Here is an 18,628-nt window from a genome sequence, read left to right on the forward strand (position 1 = left end):
GAAGCAAAGACAAGGACTTAAATGGCTACGACCACACCAACCGGTGTGCGGGGCGGCCACGCCAAGCACGGGGGATCCTCCGATTCCTCGTCCGGCGCGCCGATGACACACCGGCAGATCATGGAGGCACTGGCCGGGCTCATGCTCGGCATGTTCGTCGCGATCCTGTCGTCGACGGTCGTCTCGAACGCACTGCCCGAGATCATCTCCGACCTCGGCGGCGGCCAGAGCGCCTACACCTGGGTGGTCACGGCTTCGCTGCTGGCGATGACCGCCACCACCCCCCTGTGGGGCAAGCTCTCCGACCTGTTCAGCAAGAAGCTGCTGGTCCAGATAGCCCTGATCATCTACGTCGCGGGCTCGGTCGTCGCCGGTATGTCGACCAGCAGCGGCATGCTGATCGCCTGCCGTGTCATCCAGGGCATCGGCGTCGGCGGTCTCTCCGCCCTCGCGCAGATCGTGATGGCGGCGATGATCGCCCCGCGTGAGCGCGGTCGCTACAGCGGATACATCGGTGCGGTGTTCGCCGTCGCCACCGTCGGTGGGCCGCTGCTCGGCGGTGTCATCACCGACACCAGCTGGATGGGCTGGCGCTGGTGCTTCTACGTCGGCGTGCCGTTCGCGGTCATCGCGCTGATCGTGCTCCAGAAGACGCTGAAGCTCCCGGTCGTGAAGCGTCAGGTCAAGGTCGACTGGTGGGGCGCGTTCTTCATCAGCGCCGCCGTGTCGCTGCTGCTCGTCTGGGTGACCTTCGCGGGCGACAAGTACGACTGGCTGTCCTGGCAGACCGCCGCGATGGTCATCGGTTCCCTCGTGCTCGCCGGGATCTTCGTCGCCGTCGAGGCCAAGGCCAGCGAGCCGATCATCCCGCTGCGCCTCTTCCGTAACCGCACCATCACACTGGCCTCGCTGGCCTCGCTGTTCGTCGGTATCGCGATGTTCGCGGGCACCGTCTTCTTCAGCCAGTACTTCCAGCTGGCACGCGGCAAGTCGCCGACGATGTCGGGCGTCATGACGATCCCCATGATCGCGGGTCTGTTCGTCTCCTCGACCGTCTCCGGCCAGATCATCACCAAGACCGGCCGCTGGAAGGCCTGGCTGGTCAGCGGTGGCTTCCTGGTCACCGCCGGGCTCGGGCTGCTGGGCACCATCCGGTACGACACGGAGTACTGGCACATCGCGGTCTTCATGGCCGTCATGGGTCTCGGCATCGGCATGATGATGCAGAACCTGGTGCTCGCCACGCAGAACCAGGTCGCTCCGTCCGACCTCGGTGCGGCCAGCTCCGTCGTGACCTTCTTCCGTTCCCTCGGTGGTGCGATCGGCGTCTCGGCGCTGGGCGCCGTCATGGCGAACCGCGTCACCCACTACGTCAAGGACGGTCTCGCGGAGCTCGGCCCCAAGGGTGCGGCCATGGGCCACGGCGGTACCGGCGGCGGGGGCATCCCCGACCTGGACAAGCTGCCCGCGCCGTTCCGTACGGTCGTGGAGAGCGCCTACGGGCACGGTGTCGGCGATGTCTTCCTGTACGCCGCTCCGGCCGCGCTGATCGCCTTCCTGATCACGATCTTCATCAAGGAGGTCGCCCTGAAGACCAGCGCTTCGAGCGAGGCCACGGCCACGGCCACCGAGGCCGAGGCCACGGCCACGGCCACCGAGGCCCCGGCCACCAAGACGGTCGAGGCGGCCGAGGCTCCGGCTGCCGCCGCGCCGGTCTCCCCGGCGGCCACCACCGCCACGGCCACCTCGGTCGACACCCTGGAGGCCCCGGTCGCCACCCTGCACGGCACGTCCGTGCGCGGTGTGGTGCGCGGCGCCGAGGGCGCGCCCGTCGCACGGGCCGCCGTCACGCTGATCTCGCTGGCCGGCCGGCAGCTGGGGCGCTCCGTCGCCCAGGCCGACGGCAGCTACGGTCTGGACGCGCCGGGCTCCGGCTCGTACGTCCTGATCGCCTCCGCCGACGGCTTCCAGCCGCAGGCGTCCACGGTGGTCGTCGGTGACGAGCCGCTCGTGTACGACATCCTGCTCTCCGGTACGAGCGGACTGGCCGGCGTCGTGCGCGCCGCGGAGACCGCCGCCCCGGTGGAGAACGCCATGGTCATCGTGACCGATGTGCGCGGCGATGTGCTGGCCACCGGCAAGTCCGGCGAGACGGGCGAGTTCACCTTCGGTGAGCTGGTCCCCGGTTCGGTGACCGTCGCGGTGAACGCCGCCGGCTTCCGTCCGCTGGCGCTGCCGGTGGAGATCGGCGGCCAGGGCGTCACCCGGGTCGAGGCCGCGCTGCAGTCCGGTGCGCTGGTCCAGGGTGTCGTGCGGGCCGGTTCCGCGCGGCGGCCGCTGCCGGACGCCCGGGTCACGCTGGTCGACGCGGCGGGCAATGTGGTCGCCACCTCGACGACCGGGGAGGACGGGGCGTACGCCTTCACCGACCTGGACGCGGGCGAGTACTCGGTCATCGCGACCGGCTACCCGCCGGTGGCGAGCGCGCTGACCGTCGCCGGTCGCGGGGCCGACGGCCACGACATCGAGCTCGCCCACCCGGGCGAGTGACCGACGAGTGACCGACGACCGATCCGAGTGATCAACGAGTAATCACAGACCCCTGGCGGGTGGCGTTTCGAGCGGAGACGCTGTACCGGCCGGTGGAAATGGGCCCCGGTGGCGTGGACGGCAGGCAGGGGACGGCCTGCCGTTCCCGCCCCGGGGCCCGACTCATTGAGTCATTGAGCAAGGAGAGAGAACGGGATGGGACTTCGCGCACAGGTACGGACGCGGGACGGCTGGGCGGTCCAGCACGCCGTCGTGACGGTCACCGACATGACCGGCGCGCAGGTGCTGCGGGCCGCTGCCGACGAGGACGGGGCGGTGCGGACCGACACTCCGCTCCAGGCCGGCGCCTACACGGTGATCGTCACGGCGGTCGGGTACGCCCCTGCCGCCTCCACCGCCCTCGTCACGGCGAGCGGGCGGGTCGAGGCCGGCACGGTGGTGCTGGCCCGCCAGGGCGGCGTGGAGCTGCCGCCGCCGGGCGCCTGGTCGCTGGACCCGGCGCACTCCTCGGTGGCCGCGGTCGCGCAGCACCTGGGGATCTCCAGCGTGCACGGCCGGTTCACCGAGTTCAGCGGCCGGATCGAGATCTCGGAGGAGGTCCACCGGTCCCGGGTCGACGCCGTCATCAGCGCGGCGAGCATCGACACCGGCAACGGCATGCGCGACAAGCACCTGCGGTCGTCCGACTTCCTCGACTCGGACCGCTTCCCCGAGATCACGTACCGCTCCATCGGGCTCACCCCCGCCGGCCCCGACCGCTGGACCGTCCACGGCCGGCTGTCGATGCACGGGGTCGAACGCCCGGTCGACCTGAACCTGAGCTACCTCGGGACGGGCCCGGACCCGTGGGGCGGGGTGCGTGCGGCCTTCAGCGCCACGGCGGAGCTGCGCCGCGAGGACTTCGCCATGAACTACAACCAGGTGGTGCAGGCGGGCATCTCGGCGATCGGTACGACGCTGCGGGTGGAGCTCGACATCCAGGCCGTGCAGGGCGAGTCCCTGCCGTCGTAGTCGGCGCGCGGGGTCGGTGACCGTCGTCGTAGTCTGCGGACATGGCACCCAATATCGCGACGAACACGGCCGTGGAACTCGACGAGTTGCTGGCCTTCGTACGGCCCAGGCACCGGGCGATCCTGCTGACCACCCGGTCCGACGGCCGCCCCCAGGGCTCCCCGCTGACCTGCGGGGTGGACGACGCGGGCCGGATCGTCGTCTCGACGTACCCCGAGCGGGCCAAGACCCGCAACGCGAAGCGGGACGCACGGGTCAGCGTGATCGTGCTGTCGGACGACTGGAACGGGCCCTGGGTCCAGGTCGACGGGTCGGCCGAGGTGATCGACTCGCCGGAGTCGGTCGAACCGCTCGTCGAGTACTTCCGGAACATCTCGGGTGAGCACCCGGACTGGGACGAGTACCGGGCGGCAATGGTGAAGCAGGGGAAGTCGATCATCCGGATCACTCCGGAGCGGTGGGGGCCGATCGCCACCGGCGGCTTCCCGGCCCGTCTGGCGTCCGACGGCTGACCACGCGGCAGGAGATCAGGGAGACGGGGCGAGCGGGATCTCAGCGGTCCCGCATCGCCCCCGCATATCCCGGATCACCCCCAGATGTCCCGGATCGCTCCCCGGCTGTCCCGGATCGGATCGCCCCTCGGATGTCCCGCTCGCCCCTCAGCGGTCCCGCTCGCCCCTCAGCGGTCCCGCATCGCCTCGATGCCCGCGATCAGCAGGTCCAGGGCGAAGGCGAAGTCCCGGTCGCGCATCTCTTCGACCGTGTCGCCGCCGCGGGCGTCCATCACTTCCTGCGAGGACTCCATGATGTCGCTGAGATGCGGCTGGTCGCGGATCGTGGCCATCGCCTGCTGGTAGTACTGCTCCTGGCTGAGTCCCGCGGCCGCGCTGCGCTGGGCGAAGTGGCCCTCGACCGTGCCGAATCCGTACACGAACTGGAAGACCGCGGAGAGCGCGCCGGTCTGGCGTTCCAGAGGCAGGCCGGTCGCCCGGATCACGTCCTGGACGGCGTACGACATCAGCATCGCCTGCGGGCCGATGTTGAGGAAGTGCCCGGCGAGCATCGACACCCAGACATGCCGGACGAGCAGCTCCCGGTACTCCGTGGCCAGCCCGCGCAGCCGGTCGTGCCAGTGGGCGTCCTCGTTCGGCGGCGTGAACTCGCTGTAGACCGAGTCCAGGGCCAGTTCCAGCAGGTCGTCCTTGGTGTCCACGTACCAGTACAGGGACATCGCGGTGACGTCGAGCTCGGCGGCGAGCCTGCGCATGGAGAACTTGGCGAGCCCCTCGGCGTCCAGCAGCCGGACCGAGGTCGCGGTGATCCGCTCCCGGTCCAGGCCCGCCGCCTGGTCCGGTTTGCGGGTGCGCGACGGTGTCCGCTGCTCCAGCCACACGCTGGTCCTGGCGGGGTTCTTCACACGGTCGGCCGCGGACACCATGGCGCACTCTCCTCGTCTTGCCGGCGGGGCGGACCGGCCGCGTACGCGTGACCCGCGCGCGGAACGGATCCGTTACGGTCCGGCGCGCCCCTCCCCGATGCTATGCCGCCGCGGCGGTGCCGGTGGAGTCCGCGCGGGCGGATTCCGTCCGCTCCGCGCGGCGCAGCAGCACGGCGGCCAGCAGGCCGCCGACCAGCACCGCGACCGCTCCGAAGAGCTGGCTGGTCTCCAGCCCCGAGGCGAAGGCGTCGGTGATCCGGGCCCGCTCCCCGGCGTCGGCCGCCGAGGCGAGTGCGGCGGGCAGCGAAGCTGCCCCGACCGCCGCCGGCACCAGCGCCGCGAACCGCGAGTTGAGCACCGCGCCGAGCACGGCGACCCCCAGGCCGTTGCCGAACTCGGCGAGGGTGCCGTTGACCCCGGCGCCCACCCCCGCCTTCTCCGGCGGAATGGCGCTCATGATCGCGTTGGCCATGGCGGGCATGGCGAGCGCGATGCCCGCGCCCATCACGATCAGGCCGAGCAGCATGCCGCCGTAGCCGTCGCCGCCGAGCAGCGCGATCGCGGCGAGGCCCGCGGCCAGCAGGCTCATCCCGGACGCGATGGTGACCGGTGTTCCCAGCTTGGGCACCAGCCTGGCGCCCAGGCCGGTGAGGTTGAGCGCGACGACGCTCAGCGCCAGCGGAGCCGTGCGCAGACCGGCCTCCAGCGGCCCGTAACCGAGCACGAACTGGAGCTGCTGGGTGAGCAGGAAGAGCGAGCCGCCCATCCCGAAGGCGACCAGGATCGCGCCCGCGACCGCCCCGATGAACTTCTGGTTCCGGAAGAAGTGCATGTCGAGCATCGGGTACGGGATGTGCAGCTCCCACAGCACGAATCCGGTGAGGACGGCGACCCCGACGAAGGCGGTCAGCAGCACCTGCCCGGACGTCCAGCCGTGTCCCGGGCCGGAGATGATCGCGTACACGACGGATGCCATGCCGATGGTGGAGAGCAGCGCGCCGAACAGGTCGGGGCGCTCGCCGCCGGCGCTCCTGGACTCCGGGACGAGCCGGGCCACGGCGACCAGTCCGATGACCGCGACCGGGATGTTGATCAGGAAGATCGCGCCCCACCAGAAGTGGTCGAGCATCACTCCGCCGACCAGCGGTCCGACGGCGAACCCGAGCGAGCTGACGGTCGACCAGATGCCGATCGCCTTGACGCGCTCGGTCTCGTCGAAGATCTGCACGACGACGGCGAGCGTCGTGGTCATCAGCAGCGCACCGCCGACGCCCATGCCCGCGCGGGCCGCGATCAGCTGTACGGACGTCTGGGCCAGCCCGGCCACCAGCGAGCCGATGCCGAACAGGGCGAGCCCGGTGATCAGCATCTTCTTGCGGCCGTAGCGGTCGGCGGAGCTGCCGGCCGTGAGCAGCAGGCCCGACTGGACCAGCGAATAGGCGTTGATCATCCACTGCACATCGGCGGTGGAGGCGTCCAGCTCCCGGGTGAGGGAGGGGATCGCGACGTTGAGAACGGTGTTGTCGAGCAGCACGGTGAGCTGGGCGAGACAGATGACGCCGAGGATCAGCCAGCGCTGCGGGTGGCTCGGCGACGAGAGATGGTTCTGCTCGGCGGCGGTCGCCGTCATACGGACTCCTGATCCCTTATACGGTGTACGAGTAGAAGGCGTTGTACACCGTATAGCTATTCCTGTACGGCGTACAACGCAATTTCGCTTTCCGCTCGATACGGCCGCGGTACGGCCGCGGTACGGCCGCGGTACGGCCGCGGTACGGTGCTCGCCGCTGATCCGACAAGGGCTGGAGTGGTATGACACTGCGTCGCCGTACGGTGGAAGTACTGGTCGCGGCAGGGCTGTTGGGGGGCGCCCTCGTGCCGCCCGCGACGGCGGCGGGCCAGGGGCACGGGCAGTCGGTGCCGCTGCGGGTGGCCACGTACAACATCCATGCGGGCGCCGGCATGGACAACGTCTTCGATCTCGACCGGCAGACCGCCGAGCTGCGCTCGCTGGACGCCGATGTGATCGGGCTCCAGGAGGTCGACGTCCACTGGGGCGATCGCAGTCAGTGGCGCGACCTGGCGGGCGAGCTGGCCGAGCGGCTGGGCATGTGGGTGTCGTTCGCCCCGATCTACCGCCTCGATCCGGCGGCGCCGGGTGCGCCGATGCGGGAGTTCGGTGTCGCGGTGCTGTCCCGGTACCCGATCGTGAGCGCCGAGAACCACGACATCACCCGGCTCTCCACCCAGGACCCGAACCCGGTCCCGGCGCCCGCGCCCGGCTTCGGTGAGGTGGTGCTGCGGGTGAAGGGGCTGCCCGTGCACGTGTACGCGACGCATCTCGACTACCGCGGCGACCCGTCCGTCCGGATCGCCCAGGTGGCCGACACCCGCCGGATCATGGCCGAGGACCGGGCGGCGGAACGGAAGCCGGTACGGCAGATACTGCTCGGCGACCTCAACGCGGCACCGGCGGCGCCGGAGCTCGCCCCGCTGTGGCAGGAGCTCACGGACGTGGAGCCCGGCGGTCCCACGTACCCGGCACTCGATCCGGTGCGGCGGATCGACTACGTGGCGGTGTCGAAGGACACGGTGCGGGTACGTGACGCGGCGGTGGCCGAGACGCTTGCCTCGGACCACCGCCCCGTCGTCGCCGATCTGTCGCTGCGGCGCTGAGGCTCAGCTGTTCTCCTTCGGCCGGGTCAGGTCGTAGAAGGTGGCGCTGCCGGCCGTCACCTCCTCGAAGTTCTCCTCCACCCAGGAGGAGATCTGCGAGGAGGTGCCGTTGCCGCCGCCTCCCCCGCCCGTTCCGCCCGCGATGAAGTAGTGGATCCTCCCGTCCTCGACGTACTGCTTGAACCGGGCGAGCGTCGGGGACGGGTCGCTTCCGTTGAAGCCGCCGATCGCCATCACGGGTTCGCCGGTGGCGAGTTGGTAACTGGCGGCGTTCTGCGAGCCGATGGCCGCGGCAACCCAGGTGTAGTCCCCGGCGTTCTGCTCCAGGAGCTTCTTGGCCTCGGTGCCGACGGACGCGCCGTTGAGCAGGCCGCCCATGCCCCCGCCCATACCGCCGCCCCGCTCGCCCCCGGCCCCGAAGCCTTCGCCCGTGCCGGGCAGGGCGGGCATGGCAGGCATGGAGCCCTGACCCTGGCCCTGGCCCTGCGACTGCCCTGGGCCGGGCATGGCACCGGTCGGGGGCTTCCCCAAGCCGCCACCCTGCTGGTTGCCCTGCTGGCCTCCCTGCTGGTTCGCCTGGCCCGGGGGCCGCATCCCGCCACCGGGACCGCCGCGTCCGCCTCCGCCCATGCCGCCGGGGCCGCCCATGCCGCCGCCCGACGGGCCGGCCGTGACGATCGAGCCCTGGTGCCCGGTGTTCAGCGTGCTCACGGCGTACGCGGCCGGCCCGGCCAGCGACGCGGCGAAGCCCAGCCCCACGGCGACGAACGCCAGCCGCCGCCCCGTCCGGGACACGAGCAGCAGCCCCAGCGCACCGGCGATCCCGCCGGCCGGCACGGCCGTACGCAGCCACGGCAGGTAGTCCGGGGTCCGCCCCAGCAGCACGTACGCCCAGAACGCCGTCACGGCGACCGTGGCGGCGAGCACGGCCCCCGCCCACCAGCGGGACCGCTCCTCCCACAGGACCGTGGCGCCCATGCCGATCAGCGCCGCGAGGTACGGGGCGAGGGCCACCGTGTAGTACTGGTGGAAGATGCCGGCCATGAAGCTGAAGACGACCGCCGTCATCAGCAGCGAGCCGCCCCAGGCGAGGAACGCCGCACGGGCCGTGTCGGTCCGCTTCGCCCGCCAGGTCAGCCAGACGCCCGCGACCAGCAGGATCAGCGCGGCGGGCAGCAGCCAGGAGATCTGGCCGCCGATCTCGGAGTTGAACATCCGGCCGATACCGGTCTCGCCCCACTGGCCGCCGGACCCGCCGCCCGGACCGCCACCGCCGCCGACGCTGCCGGTCTCGTCGCCGTTGATCCGGCCCAGGCCGTTGTAGCCGAAGGTCAGTTCGAGGAAGGAGTTGTTCTGCGAGCCACCGATGTACGGGCGGGACGAGGCGGGCCACAGTTCGACGATCGCGACCCACCAGCCGCCCGCGACGACCGTCACGAGGGCCGAGAGCCCGAGCTGGCCGAGCCGCTTGCGTACGGAGACGGGCGCGAACACCGCGTAGAGCACGGCCAGCGGCGGCAGGATCAGGAACGCCTGCAGGGTTTTCGTCAGGAACGCGAACCCGACCGCCACGCCCGCCCACACCAGCCACTTGGTGCGGCCGCGCTCCATCGCGCGCAGCACGCAGTAGACCGTGACGGTCATCAGCAGCGCCAGCAGCGCGTCCGGGTTGTTGAAGCGGAACATCAGCGCGGTCACCGGCGTGAGCGCGAACACCACCATGGCGATGAGCCCGGCCACGGCGTTGAAACGGCGGCGTACGCCCGCGTACAGCACCCCGGCCGTGGCCACCCCCATCAGCACCTGCGGGAGCAGGATCGCCCAGGAGTTGAGGCCGAGGACCCGGACCGACAGGGCCATCGGCCAGAGGGCGGCCGGGGGCTTGTCGACGGTGATGGCGTTGGCCGCGTCCAGCGAACCGAAGAAGAAGGCCTTCCAGCTCCGGCTGCCCGCCTGCGCGGCCGCGGAGTAGAAGGAGTTGGCGTAGCCGGAGGCGCTGAGGTTCCACAGGTACGCGCCCGCGATGACCAGCAGCAGCACGAGAAAGGCGGGCCGCGCCCAGCGCGGGTCCTCGGGCCTGCCCCGCCAAACGCGGTACGTCAGGGGCCTGTTCGGGCGACCGTGGGCCGGCGCGGCGGACGGCACGGACGGCACGGACGGCCCGGACGCCTGCGCGCCCGGGTGGGCCTGCGGGGCCGGAAGGCGGTCGGGGTGCAGCGTGGTCATCGGACGTTCCCCAGTTCGTGGTGAGTGTCATCGCTGTGCCCGGCCGAAGGGGCGGCGGGGGCGGCACCGGCTGTCGGAGCGGCGGAGGCGGTCCCGGCCGAAGGCACGGCGGGGGCGGCACCGGCCGCCGGACGGCCCTCCGTTACGGTGGCGGCCCGCTCCGGGAAGACCCAGGCGCGGAAGAGCAGGAACCGCAGCACCGTCGCCGCGAGGTTGGCCGCGATCAGCACGGCGAGTTCCGTACCGTGCGACGGGGATCCGGACGCCGCTCCCAGTGCGGCCAGCGACCCGCTGGTCAGCGCGAGGCCGATGGCGAAGACGACCAGGCCCTGCGCCTGATGGCGTACGGCCCCGCCCCTGCCCCGTACGCCGAAGGTGAGCCTCCGGTTGGCCGCCGTATTGGCGACGGCCGACAGCAGCAGCGCGCCGCCGTTGGCGAGCTGCGGGCCGACGCCCAGCCGGAACAGCGAGTACAGGGCGAGGTAGACGAGCGTGGAGAGCGCGCCGACGACGCAGAACCCGACGAGTTGCCGGGCCAGCCCGCCCGGCACCCCGCTCAGCGCACGGTCGCGCGGATCGTCCCCGAAGGGCCGGGCCAGCCGGTCCAGCGGCAGCGCGCCGACCGCCAGCGCCCGCCCCACCCGCCACACGCCCTTCAGGTCCTCGGTCGCCGTGCGGACGATGTGGACGGTGGAGTCGGGGTCGTCGACCCAGTCGACCGGCACCTCGTGGATGCGCAGCCCGGCGCGTTCGGCGAGCACCAGCAACTCGGTGTCGAAGAACCACCCCGAGTCCTCCACCATCGGCAGCAGCCGCTCCGCGACATCGTGCCGGATGGCCTTGAACCCGCACTGCGCGTCGCTGAACCGGGCGGCCAGCGACGAGCGGAGGATGAGGTTGTAGGAGCGCGAGATGAACTCCCGCTTCGATCCGCGCACCACCCGCGAACTACGGGCCAGCCGGGAGCCGATGGCCAGGTCGGAGTGGCCCGAGATCAGCGGTGCGACCAGCGGCAGCAGCGCGTTGAGGTCGGTGGACAGATCGACGTCCATGTAGGCCAGGACCGGGGCGTTGGAGCCGGACCAGACGGTGCGCAGCGCCCGCCCCCGGCCCTTCTCCTCCAGCCGGTACGACCGGACCCGGGGCAGCGCCGCCGCGAGCCGGGCCGCCACCTGCGGTGTCCGGTCGGTGCTGGCGTTGTCCGCGACGGTGATCCGGAAGCTGTACGGGAAGGTGCGCGCCAGATGGTCGTGCAGGCGCAGTACGCACGGTTCGAGGTCCTTCTCCTCGTTGTAGACGGGTACCACCACATCGAGTACGGGTGCGCCCGCCGCATCGACCGCTCCGGCGAGGAGGTGGTCCCGGGCCGGCAGAGTGCCCCAGGAAGTGTCGGTTCGCATGGGACCGACACTCACCAACTCCGCTGTCACGACGGTGTGCTGAGCCTGTCCCCCCGCTGTGAGTACGGATCGGCCGCGGGCTCCGCAGGTTTCGCGGGTTGCACAGGATCCGCAGGTTCCACAGGTTCCACAGGATCCGCGGGCTCCGCGGGCTCCGCGGGCTCCACAGGTTCCGCGGGTCCCACAGGATCCTCGGGCCCGGCGGGAGCCTGAGCCGGCAGATGGACGGCGAACACCGTGCGTCCCGGCACCGAGTCCACCTCGGCCCGGCCGCCGTGCGCGGCGACCACGGCCTGCACGATGGCGAGCCCGAGCCCGGTGGAGCCCGCGCTGCGGGAGCGCGAGGCGTCACCGCGCGCGAACCGCTCGAAGACGTGCGGCAGCAGCTCGGGCGCAATGCCGGGCCCGTCGTCCTCGACCTCCAGCGTCACCCACGGCCGCCCGGCCGCGCCCCGCACCCGGACCGCGACGGTCGTGCCGGGCGGGGTGTGGGTACGGGCGTTCGCCAGCAGGTTGACCAGCACCTGATGGAGCCGGGTCGGATCGCCGTGCACGGTCGCGGGCTCGTCCGGCAGTTCCAGGCGCCAGTGGTGGCCGCTCTCCCCGGCGGCGCGGGCATCGCTCACCGCGTCGACGACGACCGGCGAGAGGTCGGTGCTCTCCAGGCCGAGCGGGCGTCCGGCGTCCAGCCGGGCGAGCAGCAGCAGATCCTCCACCATGCCCGTCATCCGCTCCGCCTCGGACTCGATCCGCCCCAGGGCGTGCCGGGTGTCGGGGCCGGCCTCCTCGCGGCCGCGCCGGGTCAGTTCGGCGTAGCCGCGGATCGAGGCGAGCGGGGTGCGCAGCTCATGGCTGGCGTCCGCGACGAACTGGCGTACCCGCGTCTCGCTCTGCTGCCGGGCCTCCAGCGCCGAACCGACGTGGCCCAGCATCCGGTTGAGCGCCGCGCCCACCTGGCCGACCTCGGTACGCGGATCGGCCTGGGCCTGCGGGACCCGCTCCAGGAGAGCCACCTCGCCGCTGTGCAGCGGGAGTTCGGAGACCAGCGTCGCGGTCGCGGCGACCCGGCGCAGCGGACGCAGCGCGACACCGACGATGGCGGCGCCCGCGAGCCCGGCCGCGATCAGGCCGGCGCCGGTGACGCAGACCTCGACGACGATCAGGGTGGTGAGCGCCGAGCCCACCTCGTCGGCGGGGATGCCGACGAGGACGGTCGTCCCGTGCGGGTCCGTGACCGCCTCCACCCGGCTGGCGCCGAGCCCCGGCAGGTCGACGGTGCGCGGGTCCTGGCCGACGGAGAGGTCCGCCGCCGCCAGCGCCCTGCTCTGGGCCGCGGTCATCGGCTGCCCGACGTCCTCGGCCCCGGGCCCCGGGGTGGTGGTGGTCTCCACGACGACGCGCGACGAGGTGACCTCGCCGTCCGCCACCACGGCACCGAAGGCGCCGACGGGCAGCCCGCGCGCGTCCACGAAGGCCAGCGGGTCGAGGCTCTGCGGCACACCGCCGCCGGGCATCGGGCCCCCGCCGGGCGGCTTCGCGGCCCGTACGGCGATGGCGTCCAGCTGGTCGTCGAGCTTGCCGTACATGTAGCTGTGGAAGGCGATGGTGGTGACCGTCCCGATGACCGCCGCGACGACGGCGATCAGCGTGACCGCCGAGACCACCAGCCGGGTCCGCAGCGTCCACGGCCCCCGCCACCTGCGGGGATACCTACTCACCGGGCTTGATGAGGTACCCCGCCCCGCGCCGGGTGTGGATCATCGATGACCGGCCCGCGTCGATCTTCTTGCGCAGGTACGAGATGTACAGCTCGACGACGTTCGCCTGCCCGCCGAAGTCGTAGTTCCAGACCCGGTCGAGGATCTGCGCCTTGCTCAGCACCCGCCGCGGATTGCGCATCAGGAAGCGCAGCAGCTCGAACTCGGTCGCGGTGAGGTGGATGGACGTCCCGCCCCGGCTGACCTCGTGGCTGTCCTCGTCGAGCATCAGATCGCCGACGACGAGCGTCGACTCGCCGCGCACCGCCGCCGTGCCCGAGCGCCGGATCAGCCCGCGCAGCCGCGCCACGACCTCCTCCAGGCTGAACGGCTTGGTGACGTAGTCGTCGCCGCCCGCCGTGAGACCGGCGATCCGGTCCTCCACCGCGTCGCGCGCGGTCAGGAACAGCACAGGGACCTCGGCGAGCTCCCGCCGCAGCCGGCCGAGCACGGCGAAGCCGTCCGTGTCGGGCAGCATCACATCGAGGACCACCGCGTCGGGCCGGAACTCGCGTGCCATCCGGACAGCCCCGGCACCGTCCCCGGCGCTGCGCACCTCCCAGCCCTCGTAACGCAGGGCCATGGAGAGCAGCTCGGCAAGCGGAGCCTCGTCGTCCACCACCAGCACACGAACCGGGGTGCGGTCCGCCCTCAGCAGTTCCGTACGCCCCTGGGGCGAGGTCGTCGTCGTCATGCCCCACACCCTGTGGGGCTCCCCTGAAAGGGCCCTTACCCGAATCTGTGAATTCCCTGAGAAAGAGGCAGCACCACCGCCGGACCGTCAGCCGGCCCCGAACAAGGCGCTCGCGTTCCCGTGACAGACCGCCCGCAGCCAGTCGTCCCCCAGCTCCAGCCGTTCCAGCGCGTGCAGTTGATGGGCGTACGGGTACGGGATGTTCGGGAAGTCGGTGCCCAGCAGGATCCGGTCCCCGAGCGCGGCGAGCCGCCCCCGCTCGGCGGGCGGGAACGGGCTGAAGTTCTCCGTGAAGTCCGTGAACGCCATCGTCGTGTCGAGCCGCACCTGCGGGTACGCCTCCGCCAGCGCCAGGAACTCCGCGTACTCCGGCATCCCCATGTGCGCCACGATCAACGGCAGCCGCGGATGCCGGGCGAGCAGCCGGCCGACCGGCTCCGGGCCGGTGTGCTTGCCTGGCGCCGGTCCCGAACCACAGTGCGTCACCACCGGGATCCCGGCCTCCGCGAGCAGCCCCCAGACCGGATCGAGCAGCGGGTCGTTGGGGTCGTACGCGCCGACCTGGAGGTGCGACTTGAAGACCCGCGCCCCCGCCTCGACGGCCTCGCGCACATACCGCTCCACGCCGTCCTCCGGGTAGAAGGTCGCGGTGTGCAGGCAGTCCGGCACCCGGCGGGCGAAGTCGGCCGCCCAGCCGTTCAGCCAGGCGGCCATCCCCGCCTTGTGCGGGTAGAGCATCGAGGTGAACCGGAGCACGCCGAACGATCGCAGCAGCGCGAGGCGTTCGTCCTCGTCGCGGCGGTACTCGATCGGCCACTCCATCCCGGTCAGCGGCCCCGCCGAGTCGAAGTACGCCCAGACCTTGTCCAGTACCCGCTCCGGCATGAAATGCGTATGGACATCGATGATCCCGGGCAGCCCCAGCCGCTCCCGGAACCGTACGACGTCGTCGACGTCACCACTCATCCCGCGCCCCTCCCACTGCTCGCACCGCCCGTACCGGCCAGTTCCTCACCGTCCGAACCGGCCGACCCGTTCCTCACCGTCCGAACCGGCCGACCCGTTCCTCACCGTCCGAACCGGCCGACCCGTTCCTCACTGTCCGGTCCGACGATCTCAGAACAGCCCGCCCTGCACGCCACCGCCCCCGATGTCCGCCACCGGCACCCCCACCCCGGCCCGCGGGTCCGCCGCCACCAGCTCCCACCCGGTCATCAGCCGGGTGTCCAGCACCACGACCCCGTGCGTCGCCGTCGCCAGATGCAGATCGGGCCCGGCCGCCGCCACCAGCCGCCCCGCGACCGCACCCCCGGCCACCAGCTCGGTGACCGCCCACGCCACCTCCACGGCGCCGTCGAGCCCGAACAGCCCGGCGTGGTCGACCGCCTCGAACGGCAGCCGCTCCAGCGAATCCGGCCACCCGGCCCCCTCCAGCGCCACGGCCCGCCGGTAGAGCTCCGCCACCTCGGTCCGGCGCTCCGCCGCCCCCGGCAGCGCCCCGCGCACGGCCCGCTTCCTCGCGTACGGAATCCGGTCCGGCACCCCGAGCGCCGACCGCAGCAGCTCCTCGGTCCGCCGGCACGCCATCAACGGCCCCCGCCCCAGCCAGCTGAACACCACGGCCCCCTGCTCGCGCAGCCGCGCCGCCTCCCGCTGCTCGGCGGTGATCCCGACCTTCACCATCCCCGGCCCGAACCAGGCGAGATACACGCGGTACGTCCTCGGGTCGTCGGCGATCGTGTCGGCGGCCACCGAATGCGCCCGGTCCAGCCGCGCGCACTCCGGGCACCGCGCCCCCGTGCTCCGCCCCGACACCACGGCCCCCACCGGACACACGTTCCCGCGCGCCCCGACGCACCGCCGCTCCCCCTCGGCCCGGAACCCGCACTCCGTCCCGTACGCCTGCGCACTCCCCCGTACGGCCCCGCCCCGCCGCCAGCCCAGCACGGGCGGCCCCTGCGCGTCCGGCCACCGCAGCCCGGTGCACTGCCACGCCACAGCCATGAACGACCCCCGGAAAGACATTGAGCGACGTCAGGCGACGTTAATGGACGACCGAGGCAGTCCCGCGCCGGGACGGGAAAACCGGAGGTCGCCGGAGTACCGAGCCGCGTATTCTGATCAACTGCTTTTCAAACATGACTGGTTGGAGAATCCACGTGTCCGACTCCGGTGACACCCGCACCACCGGCGATCCGGCCGGAAGGACCGACCGCAGCCACCGGACGGTGATCATCGCGGCCGTCATCACCGGCTCGGCCACCGTCATCGCCGCCGTGATCGCGACCACGGTGGCGGGCGGCCACTCCCCGAAGGCACCCGCGGCCGTCACAGCGCCCTCGGCCTCGCAGCACACCTCGCCCACCCCGCGCCCCGTGCAGAGCCTTCCGTCCACACCGCCGGCCCCGGCCCCTTCCCCCACGGCCGCCCGCGTCATGGCCGCACCGGACTCGGCCGCCATCGGGGCCACCGTCACGATCACGGGCTCCGGTTTCACGGCCGGGGAACAGGTGCGCATCACGTTCAACGGAACGTACGGCTCCACGCTCGACCTCCGCGACGTCACGGCCGGCCCGGACGGCGGCTTCGCCGCAGAGGTCACGGTCCCCGAGGACAGCGTCGACTCGGACCAGCAGCAGTCGTTCGAGGTCCGCGGCCTGGACAGCGACGAGCGCGCCGACACCCCGTTCCGCATCACGGGCTGAGCCGTGTCCGGAAAGTCCCGTTCGACCGGCGTGTCACGCCCCGCGTAACCTCTCCTTGTGTCGTCCTCCCGCCTGCATCGCGTCGCCGTCCTCGTGCTGGAGGGCGCGAAACCGCTCGATGTCGGAATTCCCGCGCAGGTCTTCACGACCCGCGCGAGCATGCCGTACGAGGTGCGGGTGTGCGGGGCGACGCCCGGTCCCGTGGCTGGCGGCGAGGGTCTCGCGTACTACGTCGCGCACGGCCTCGACGCGCTCGCGTGGGCCGACATCGTCTTCGTCCCCGGCTACCGGTTCCCGGACCGCGAGGACCCGCCGCAGGCCGTCGTCGACGCACTGATCGCCGCCCACGACCGGGGCGCGCGGCTCGCCGCCATCTCGACGGGCGCCTTCGCGCTCGCCGCCACGGGCCTGCTCGACGGCAGGCGTGCCACGACGCACTGGCACTACACGCGGGCGCTCATGGCCAGGCATCCGCTCGTCCGGGTCGACGAGAACGTGCTGTTCGTCGACGAGGGCAGCGTGCTCACCTCGGCCGGCGCCGCCTCCGGCATCGACCTGTGCCTGCACATCCTGCGCGGCGACCTCGGAGTGGCCGCGTCCAACCACGCGGCCCGCCGTCTGGTCGCCGCCCCCTACCGCAGCGGCGGCCAGGCCCAGTACGTGCCGCGCAGCGTCCCCGAGCCACTCGGCGAGCGGTTCGCCGCCACCCGCGAGTGGGCGCTGCACCGGCTCGGCGATCCCCTCACCCTCGACATACTGGCGCGGCAGGCCGAGGTGTCGCCGCGCACGTTCTCCCGGCGCTTCGTCGAGGAGACCGGCTACACGCCGATGCAGTGGGTGATGCGCGCCCGCATCGACCTGGCCCGCGAGCTGCTGGAGCGCTCTCAGCGCAGCGTCGAGCAGATCGCCGCCGACGTCGGGCTCGGCACCGGCGCGAACCTGCGCCTGCACTTCCAGCGCATCCTCGGCACCACCCCGAGCGAGTACCGGCGCACCTTCACCCGGGGCGAGTGACCCGCCCGGCACCGCATGGCTGGATCCTTTTGAACCATGGCGATCCCGCCACTGTCGGCGGCGCGAGCCACGGGCGAGCCTGGTGGCGAAGGAAAGGGACATCACTCATGACTCGCATCGCCATCAACGGATTCGGCCGCATCGGGCGCAATGTGCTGCGCGCACTGCTGGAGCGCGACAGCGCCCTGGAGATCGTCGCCGTCAACGACCTGACGGAGCCCGCCACTCTCGCCCGGCTGCTCGCCTACGACAGCACGTCCGGCCGGCTCGGACGCCCGGTGTCCGTCGACGGGGACGTTCTCGTCGTGGACGGCCACCGGATCAAGGTGCTGGCGGAGCGCGAACCGGCGCAGCTGCCGTGGGCCGAACTCGGCGTCGACATCGTCCTGGAGGCCACCGGCCGCTTCACCTCGGCCAAGGCCGCCCGCGCCCACCTCGACGCGGGCGCGAAGAAGGTGCTCGTCAGCGCGCCGTCGGACGGCGCCGACGTCACGCTCGCGTACGGGGTCAACACCGACGCCTACGACCCGGCCGTGCACACGATCGTCTCGAACGCCTCCTGCACCACCAACGCGCTCGCGCCGCTGGCCGCGGTCCTCGACGAACTCGCCGGTATCGAGCACGGGTTCATGACGACGGTGCACGCCTACACGCAGGAGCAGAACCTGCAGGACGGTCCGCACCGCGACGCCCGTCGCGCGCGGGCCGCCGGCGTCAACATCGTGCCGACCACGACCGGCGCCGCCAAGGCGATCGGCCTGGTCCTGCCGAACCTCGAAGGCAAGCTGTCGGGCGACTCGATCCGCGTGCCGGTGCCGGTGGGCTCGATCGTCGAACTCAACACGACCGTCGCCCGCGACGTGACGCTCGACGACGTGCTGGCGGCGTACCGCACCGCGGCCGAGGGGCCGCTCGCCGGCGTCCTCGAATACTCGGACGACCCGCTCGTGTCCTCCGACATCACGGGCAACCCCGCCTCGTCGATCTTCGACTCGGCCCTCACCCGCGTCGAAGGCCGCCACATCAAGGTGGTCGCCTGGTACGACAACGAGTGGGGCTTCTCGAACCGCGTCATCGACACGCTGGAACTCCTCGCCACCCGCTGACCGGACGCCGGGGCGGCACGGCGACGAGCCGTGCCGCCCCGGCCGCCCGCT

At 72.1% G+C, this 18,628-nt stretch carries 15 protein-coding genes; 7 read left to right on the plus strand and 8 right to left on the minus strand.

Going from position 1 to position 18,628, the window contains the following annotated elements; genetic code table 11:
* Window positions 1-21 precede the first annotated feature (21 nt).
* The 3 genes from ACFYY1_RS11655 to ACFYY1_RS11665 all read left to right on the plus strand — a co-directional run bounded on the left by ACFYY1_RS11655 (window position 22) and on the right by ACFYY1_RS11665 (window position 4,073).
* Window positions 22-2,550 (plus strand): MFS transporter, encoded by a 2,529-nt coding sequence (locus ACFYY1_RS11655; protein WP_388583605.1) that lies wholly within the window; start codon window positions 22-24, stop codon window positions 2,548-2,550.
* A 195-nt stretch (window positions 2,551-2,745) separates the two neighbouring features.
* A complete protein-coding gene (locus ACFYY1_RS11660; protein ID WP_388583606.1) occupies window positions 2,746-3,561 on the plus strand; it encodes a YceI family protein in 816 nt (271 codons plus the stop codon).
* A 41-nt stretch (window positions 3,562-3,602) separates the two neighbouring features.
* Window positions 3,603-4,073, plus strand: coding sequence for a PPOX class F420-dependent oxidoreductase (locus tag ACFYY1_RS11665; protein WP_351260263.1), 471 nt, complete (start codon window positions 3,603-3,605; stop codon window positions 4,071-4,073).
* Between the two features lie 167 nt (window positions 4,074-4,240).
* Here ACFYY1_RS11665 and ACFYY1_RS11670 read toward each other — a convergent pair whose 3' ends face one another.
* Entirely contained in the window at window positions 4,241-4,999 is a 759-nt protein-coding gene (locus tag ACFYY1_RS11670; protein WP_388583608.1) for a TetR/AcrR family transcriptional regulator, read from the minus strand.
* A gap of 100 nt (window positions 5,000-5,099) precedes the next feature.
* Entirely contained in the window at window positions 5,100-6,629 is a 1,530-nt protein-coding gene (locus tag ACFYY1_RS11675; protein ID WP_388583610.1) for an MFS transporter, read from the minus strand.
* Window positions 6,630-6,811: 182 nt separating this feature from the next.
* Here ACFYY1_RS11675 and ACFYY1_RS11680 point away from each other — a divergent pair, with 182 nt between their 5' ends.
* A complete protein-coding gene (locus ACFYY1_RS11680; RefSeq protein ID WP_388583611.1) occupies window positions 6,812-7,675 on the plus strand; it encodes an endonuclease/exonuclease/phosphatase family protein in 864 nt (287 codons plus the stop codon).
* A gap of 3 nt (window positions 7,676-7,678) precedes the next feature.
* Here the strand turns inward: ACFYY1_RS11680 and ACFYY1_RS11685 are convergent, their stop codons facing one another.
* The 6 genes from ACFYY1_RS11685 to ACFYY1_RS11710 all read right to left on the minus strand — a co-directional run bounded on the left by ACFYY1_RS11685 (window position 7,679) and on the right by ACFYY1_RS11710 (window position 15,756).
* The gene (locus ACFYY1_RS11685) at window positions 7,679-9,901 is read right to left on the minus strand and encodes a glycosyltransferase family 39 protein (protein ID WP_388583613.1); all 2,223 of its coding nucleotides are present in this window, start codon (window positions 9,899-9,901) and stop codon (window positions 7,679-7,681) included.
* Window positions 9,898-11,301 carry a glycosyltransferase gene (locus ACFYY1_RS11690; RefSeq protein ID WP_388583615.1) on the minus strand — a complete coding sequence of 468 codons (1,404 nt, stop codon included), beginning with the start codon at window positions 11,299-11,301 and terminating at the stop codon, window positions 9,898-9,900. Before ACFYY1_RS11690 ends, ACFYY1_RS11685 begins: the two co-directional genes overlap by 4 nt.
* Window positions 11,302-11,327: 26 nt before the next feature.
* The gene (locus ACFYY1_RS11695) at window positions 11,328-13,019 is read right to left on the minus strand and encodes an ATP-binding protein (RefSeq protein ID WP_388583617.1); all 1,692 of its coding nucleotides are present in this window, start codon (window positions 13,017-13,019) and stop codon (window positions 11,328-11,330) included.
* The gene (locus ACFYY1_RS11700; protein ID WP_388583618.1) at window positions 13,012-13,752 is read right to left on the minus strand and encodes a response regulator transcription factor; all 741 of its coding nucleotides are present in this window, start codon (window positions 13,750-13,752) and stop codon (window positions 13,012-13,014) included. Before ACFYY1_RS11700 ends, ACFYY1_RS11695 begins: the two co-directional genes overlap by 8 nt.
* 87 nt (window positions 13,753-13,839) lie before the next feature.
* Window positions 13,840-14,718, minus strand: coding sequence for an amidohydrolase family protein (locus ACFYY1_RS11705; protein WP_388583619.1), 879 nt, complete (start codon window positions 14,716-14,718; stop codon window positions 13,840-13,842).
* 150 nt (window positions 14,719-14,868) lie between these two features.
* The gene (locus ACFYY1_RS11710; RefSeq protein WP_388583621.1) at window positions 14,869-15,756 is read right to left on the minus strand and encodes a DUF2797 domain-containing protein; all 888 of its coding nucleotides are present in this window, start codon (window positions 15,754-15,756) and stop codon (window positions 14,869-14,871) included.
* A 155-nt stretch (window positions 15,757-15,911) separates the two neighbouring features.
* Here ACFYY1_RS11710 and ACFYY1_RS11715 point away from each other — a divergent pair, with 155 nt between their 5' ends.
* The 3 genes from ACFYY1_RS11715 (at window position 15,912) to gap (ending at window position 18,577) form a co-directional block, all read left to right on the plus strand.
* Window positions 15,912-16,457, plus strand: coding sequence for a hypothetical protein (locus ACFYY1_RS11715; RefSeq protein WP_388583622.1), 546 nt, complete (start codon window positions 15,912-15,914; stop codon window positions 16,455-16,457).
* A gap of 57 nt (window positions 16,458-16,514) precedes the next feature.
* Window positions 16,515-17,471: a GlxA family transcriptional regulator gene (locus ACFYY1_RS11720; RefSeq protein ID WP_376635240.1), complete on the plus strand. Its 957-nt coding sequence runs from the start codon at window positions 16,515-16,517 to the stop codon at window positions 17,469-17,471.
* A 107-nt stretch (window positions 17,472-17,578) separates the two neighbouring features.
* Window positions 17,579-18,577 (plus strand): type I glyceraldehyde-3-phosphate dehydrogenase, encoded by a 999-nt coding sequence (gene gap / locus ACFYY1_RS11725; RefSeq protein WP_388583624.1) that lies wholly within the window; start codon window positions 17,579-17,581, stop codon window positions 18,575-18,577.
* The last annotated feature ends 51 nt before the right edge of the window (window positions 18,578-18,628 follow it).

Source organism: Streptomyces sp. NPDC001890 (assembly GCF_042891445.1).
Taxonomy (GTDB): Bacteria; Actinomycetota; Actinomycetes; order Streptomycetales; family Streptomycetaceae; genus Streptomyces.

What these genes read in the sequence shown, in the direction of transcription:
- ACFYY1_RS11655 (WP_388583605.1), top strand. Translation starts at nt 22, where the DNA reads ATGGCTACGACCACACCAACCGGTGTGCGGGGCGGCCACGCCAAGCAC.
- ACFYY1_RS11675 (WP_388583610.1), bottom strand. Translation starts at nt 6,629, where the DNA reads ATGACGGCGACCGCCGCCGAGCAGAACCATCTCTCGTCGCCGAGCCAC.
- ACFYY1_RS11690 (WP_388583615.1), bottom strand. Translation starts at nt 11,301, where the DNA reads ATGCGAACCGACACTTCCTGGGGCACTCTGCCGGCCCGGGACCACCTC.
- gap (WP_388583624.1), top strand. Translation starts at nt 17,579, where the DNA reads ATGACTCGCATCGCCATCAACGGATTCGGCCGCATCGGGCGCAATGTG.
- ACFYY1_RS11710 (WP_388583621.1), bottom strand. Translation starts at nt 15,756, where the DNA reads ATGGCTGTGGCGTGGCAGTGCACCGGGCTGCGGTGGCCGGACGCGCAG.
- ACFYY1_RS11705 (WP_388583619.1), bottom strand. Translation starts at nt 14,718, where the DNA reads ATGAGTGGTGACGTCGACGACGTCGTACGGTTCCGGGAGCGGCTGGGG.
- ACFYY1_RS11700 (WP_388583618.1), bottom strand. Translation starts at nt 13,752, where the DNA reads ATGACGACGACGACCTCGCCCCAGGGGCGTACGGAACTGCTGAGGGCG.
- ACFYY1_RS11685 (WP_388583613.1), bottom strand. Translation starts at nt 9,901, where the DNA reads ATGACCACGCTGCACCCCGACCGCCTTCCGGCCCCGCAGGCCCACCCG.
- ACFYY1_RS11670 (WP_388583608.1), bottom strand. Translation starts at nt 4,999, where the DNA reads ATGGTGTCCGCGGCCGACCGTGTGAAGAACCCCGCCAGGACCAGCGTG.
- ACFYY1_RS11660 (WP_388583606.1), top strand. Translation starts at nt 2,746, where the DNA reads ATGGGACTTCGCGCACAGGTACGGACGCGGGACGGCTGGGCGGTCCAG.
- ACFYY1_RS11680 (WP_388583611.1), top strand. Translation starts at nt 6,812, where the DNA reads ATGACACTGCGTCGCCGTACGGTGGAAGTACTGGTCGCGGCAGGGCTG.
- ACFYY1_RS11665 (WP_351260263.1), top strand. Translation starts at nt 3,603, where the DNA reads ATGGCACCCAATATCGCGACGAACACGGCCGTGGAACTCGACGAGTTG.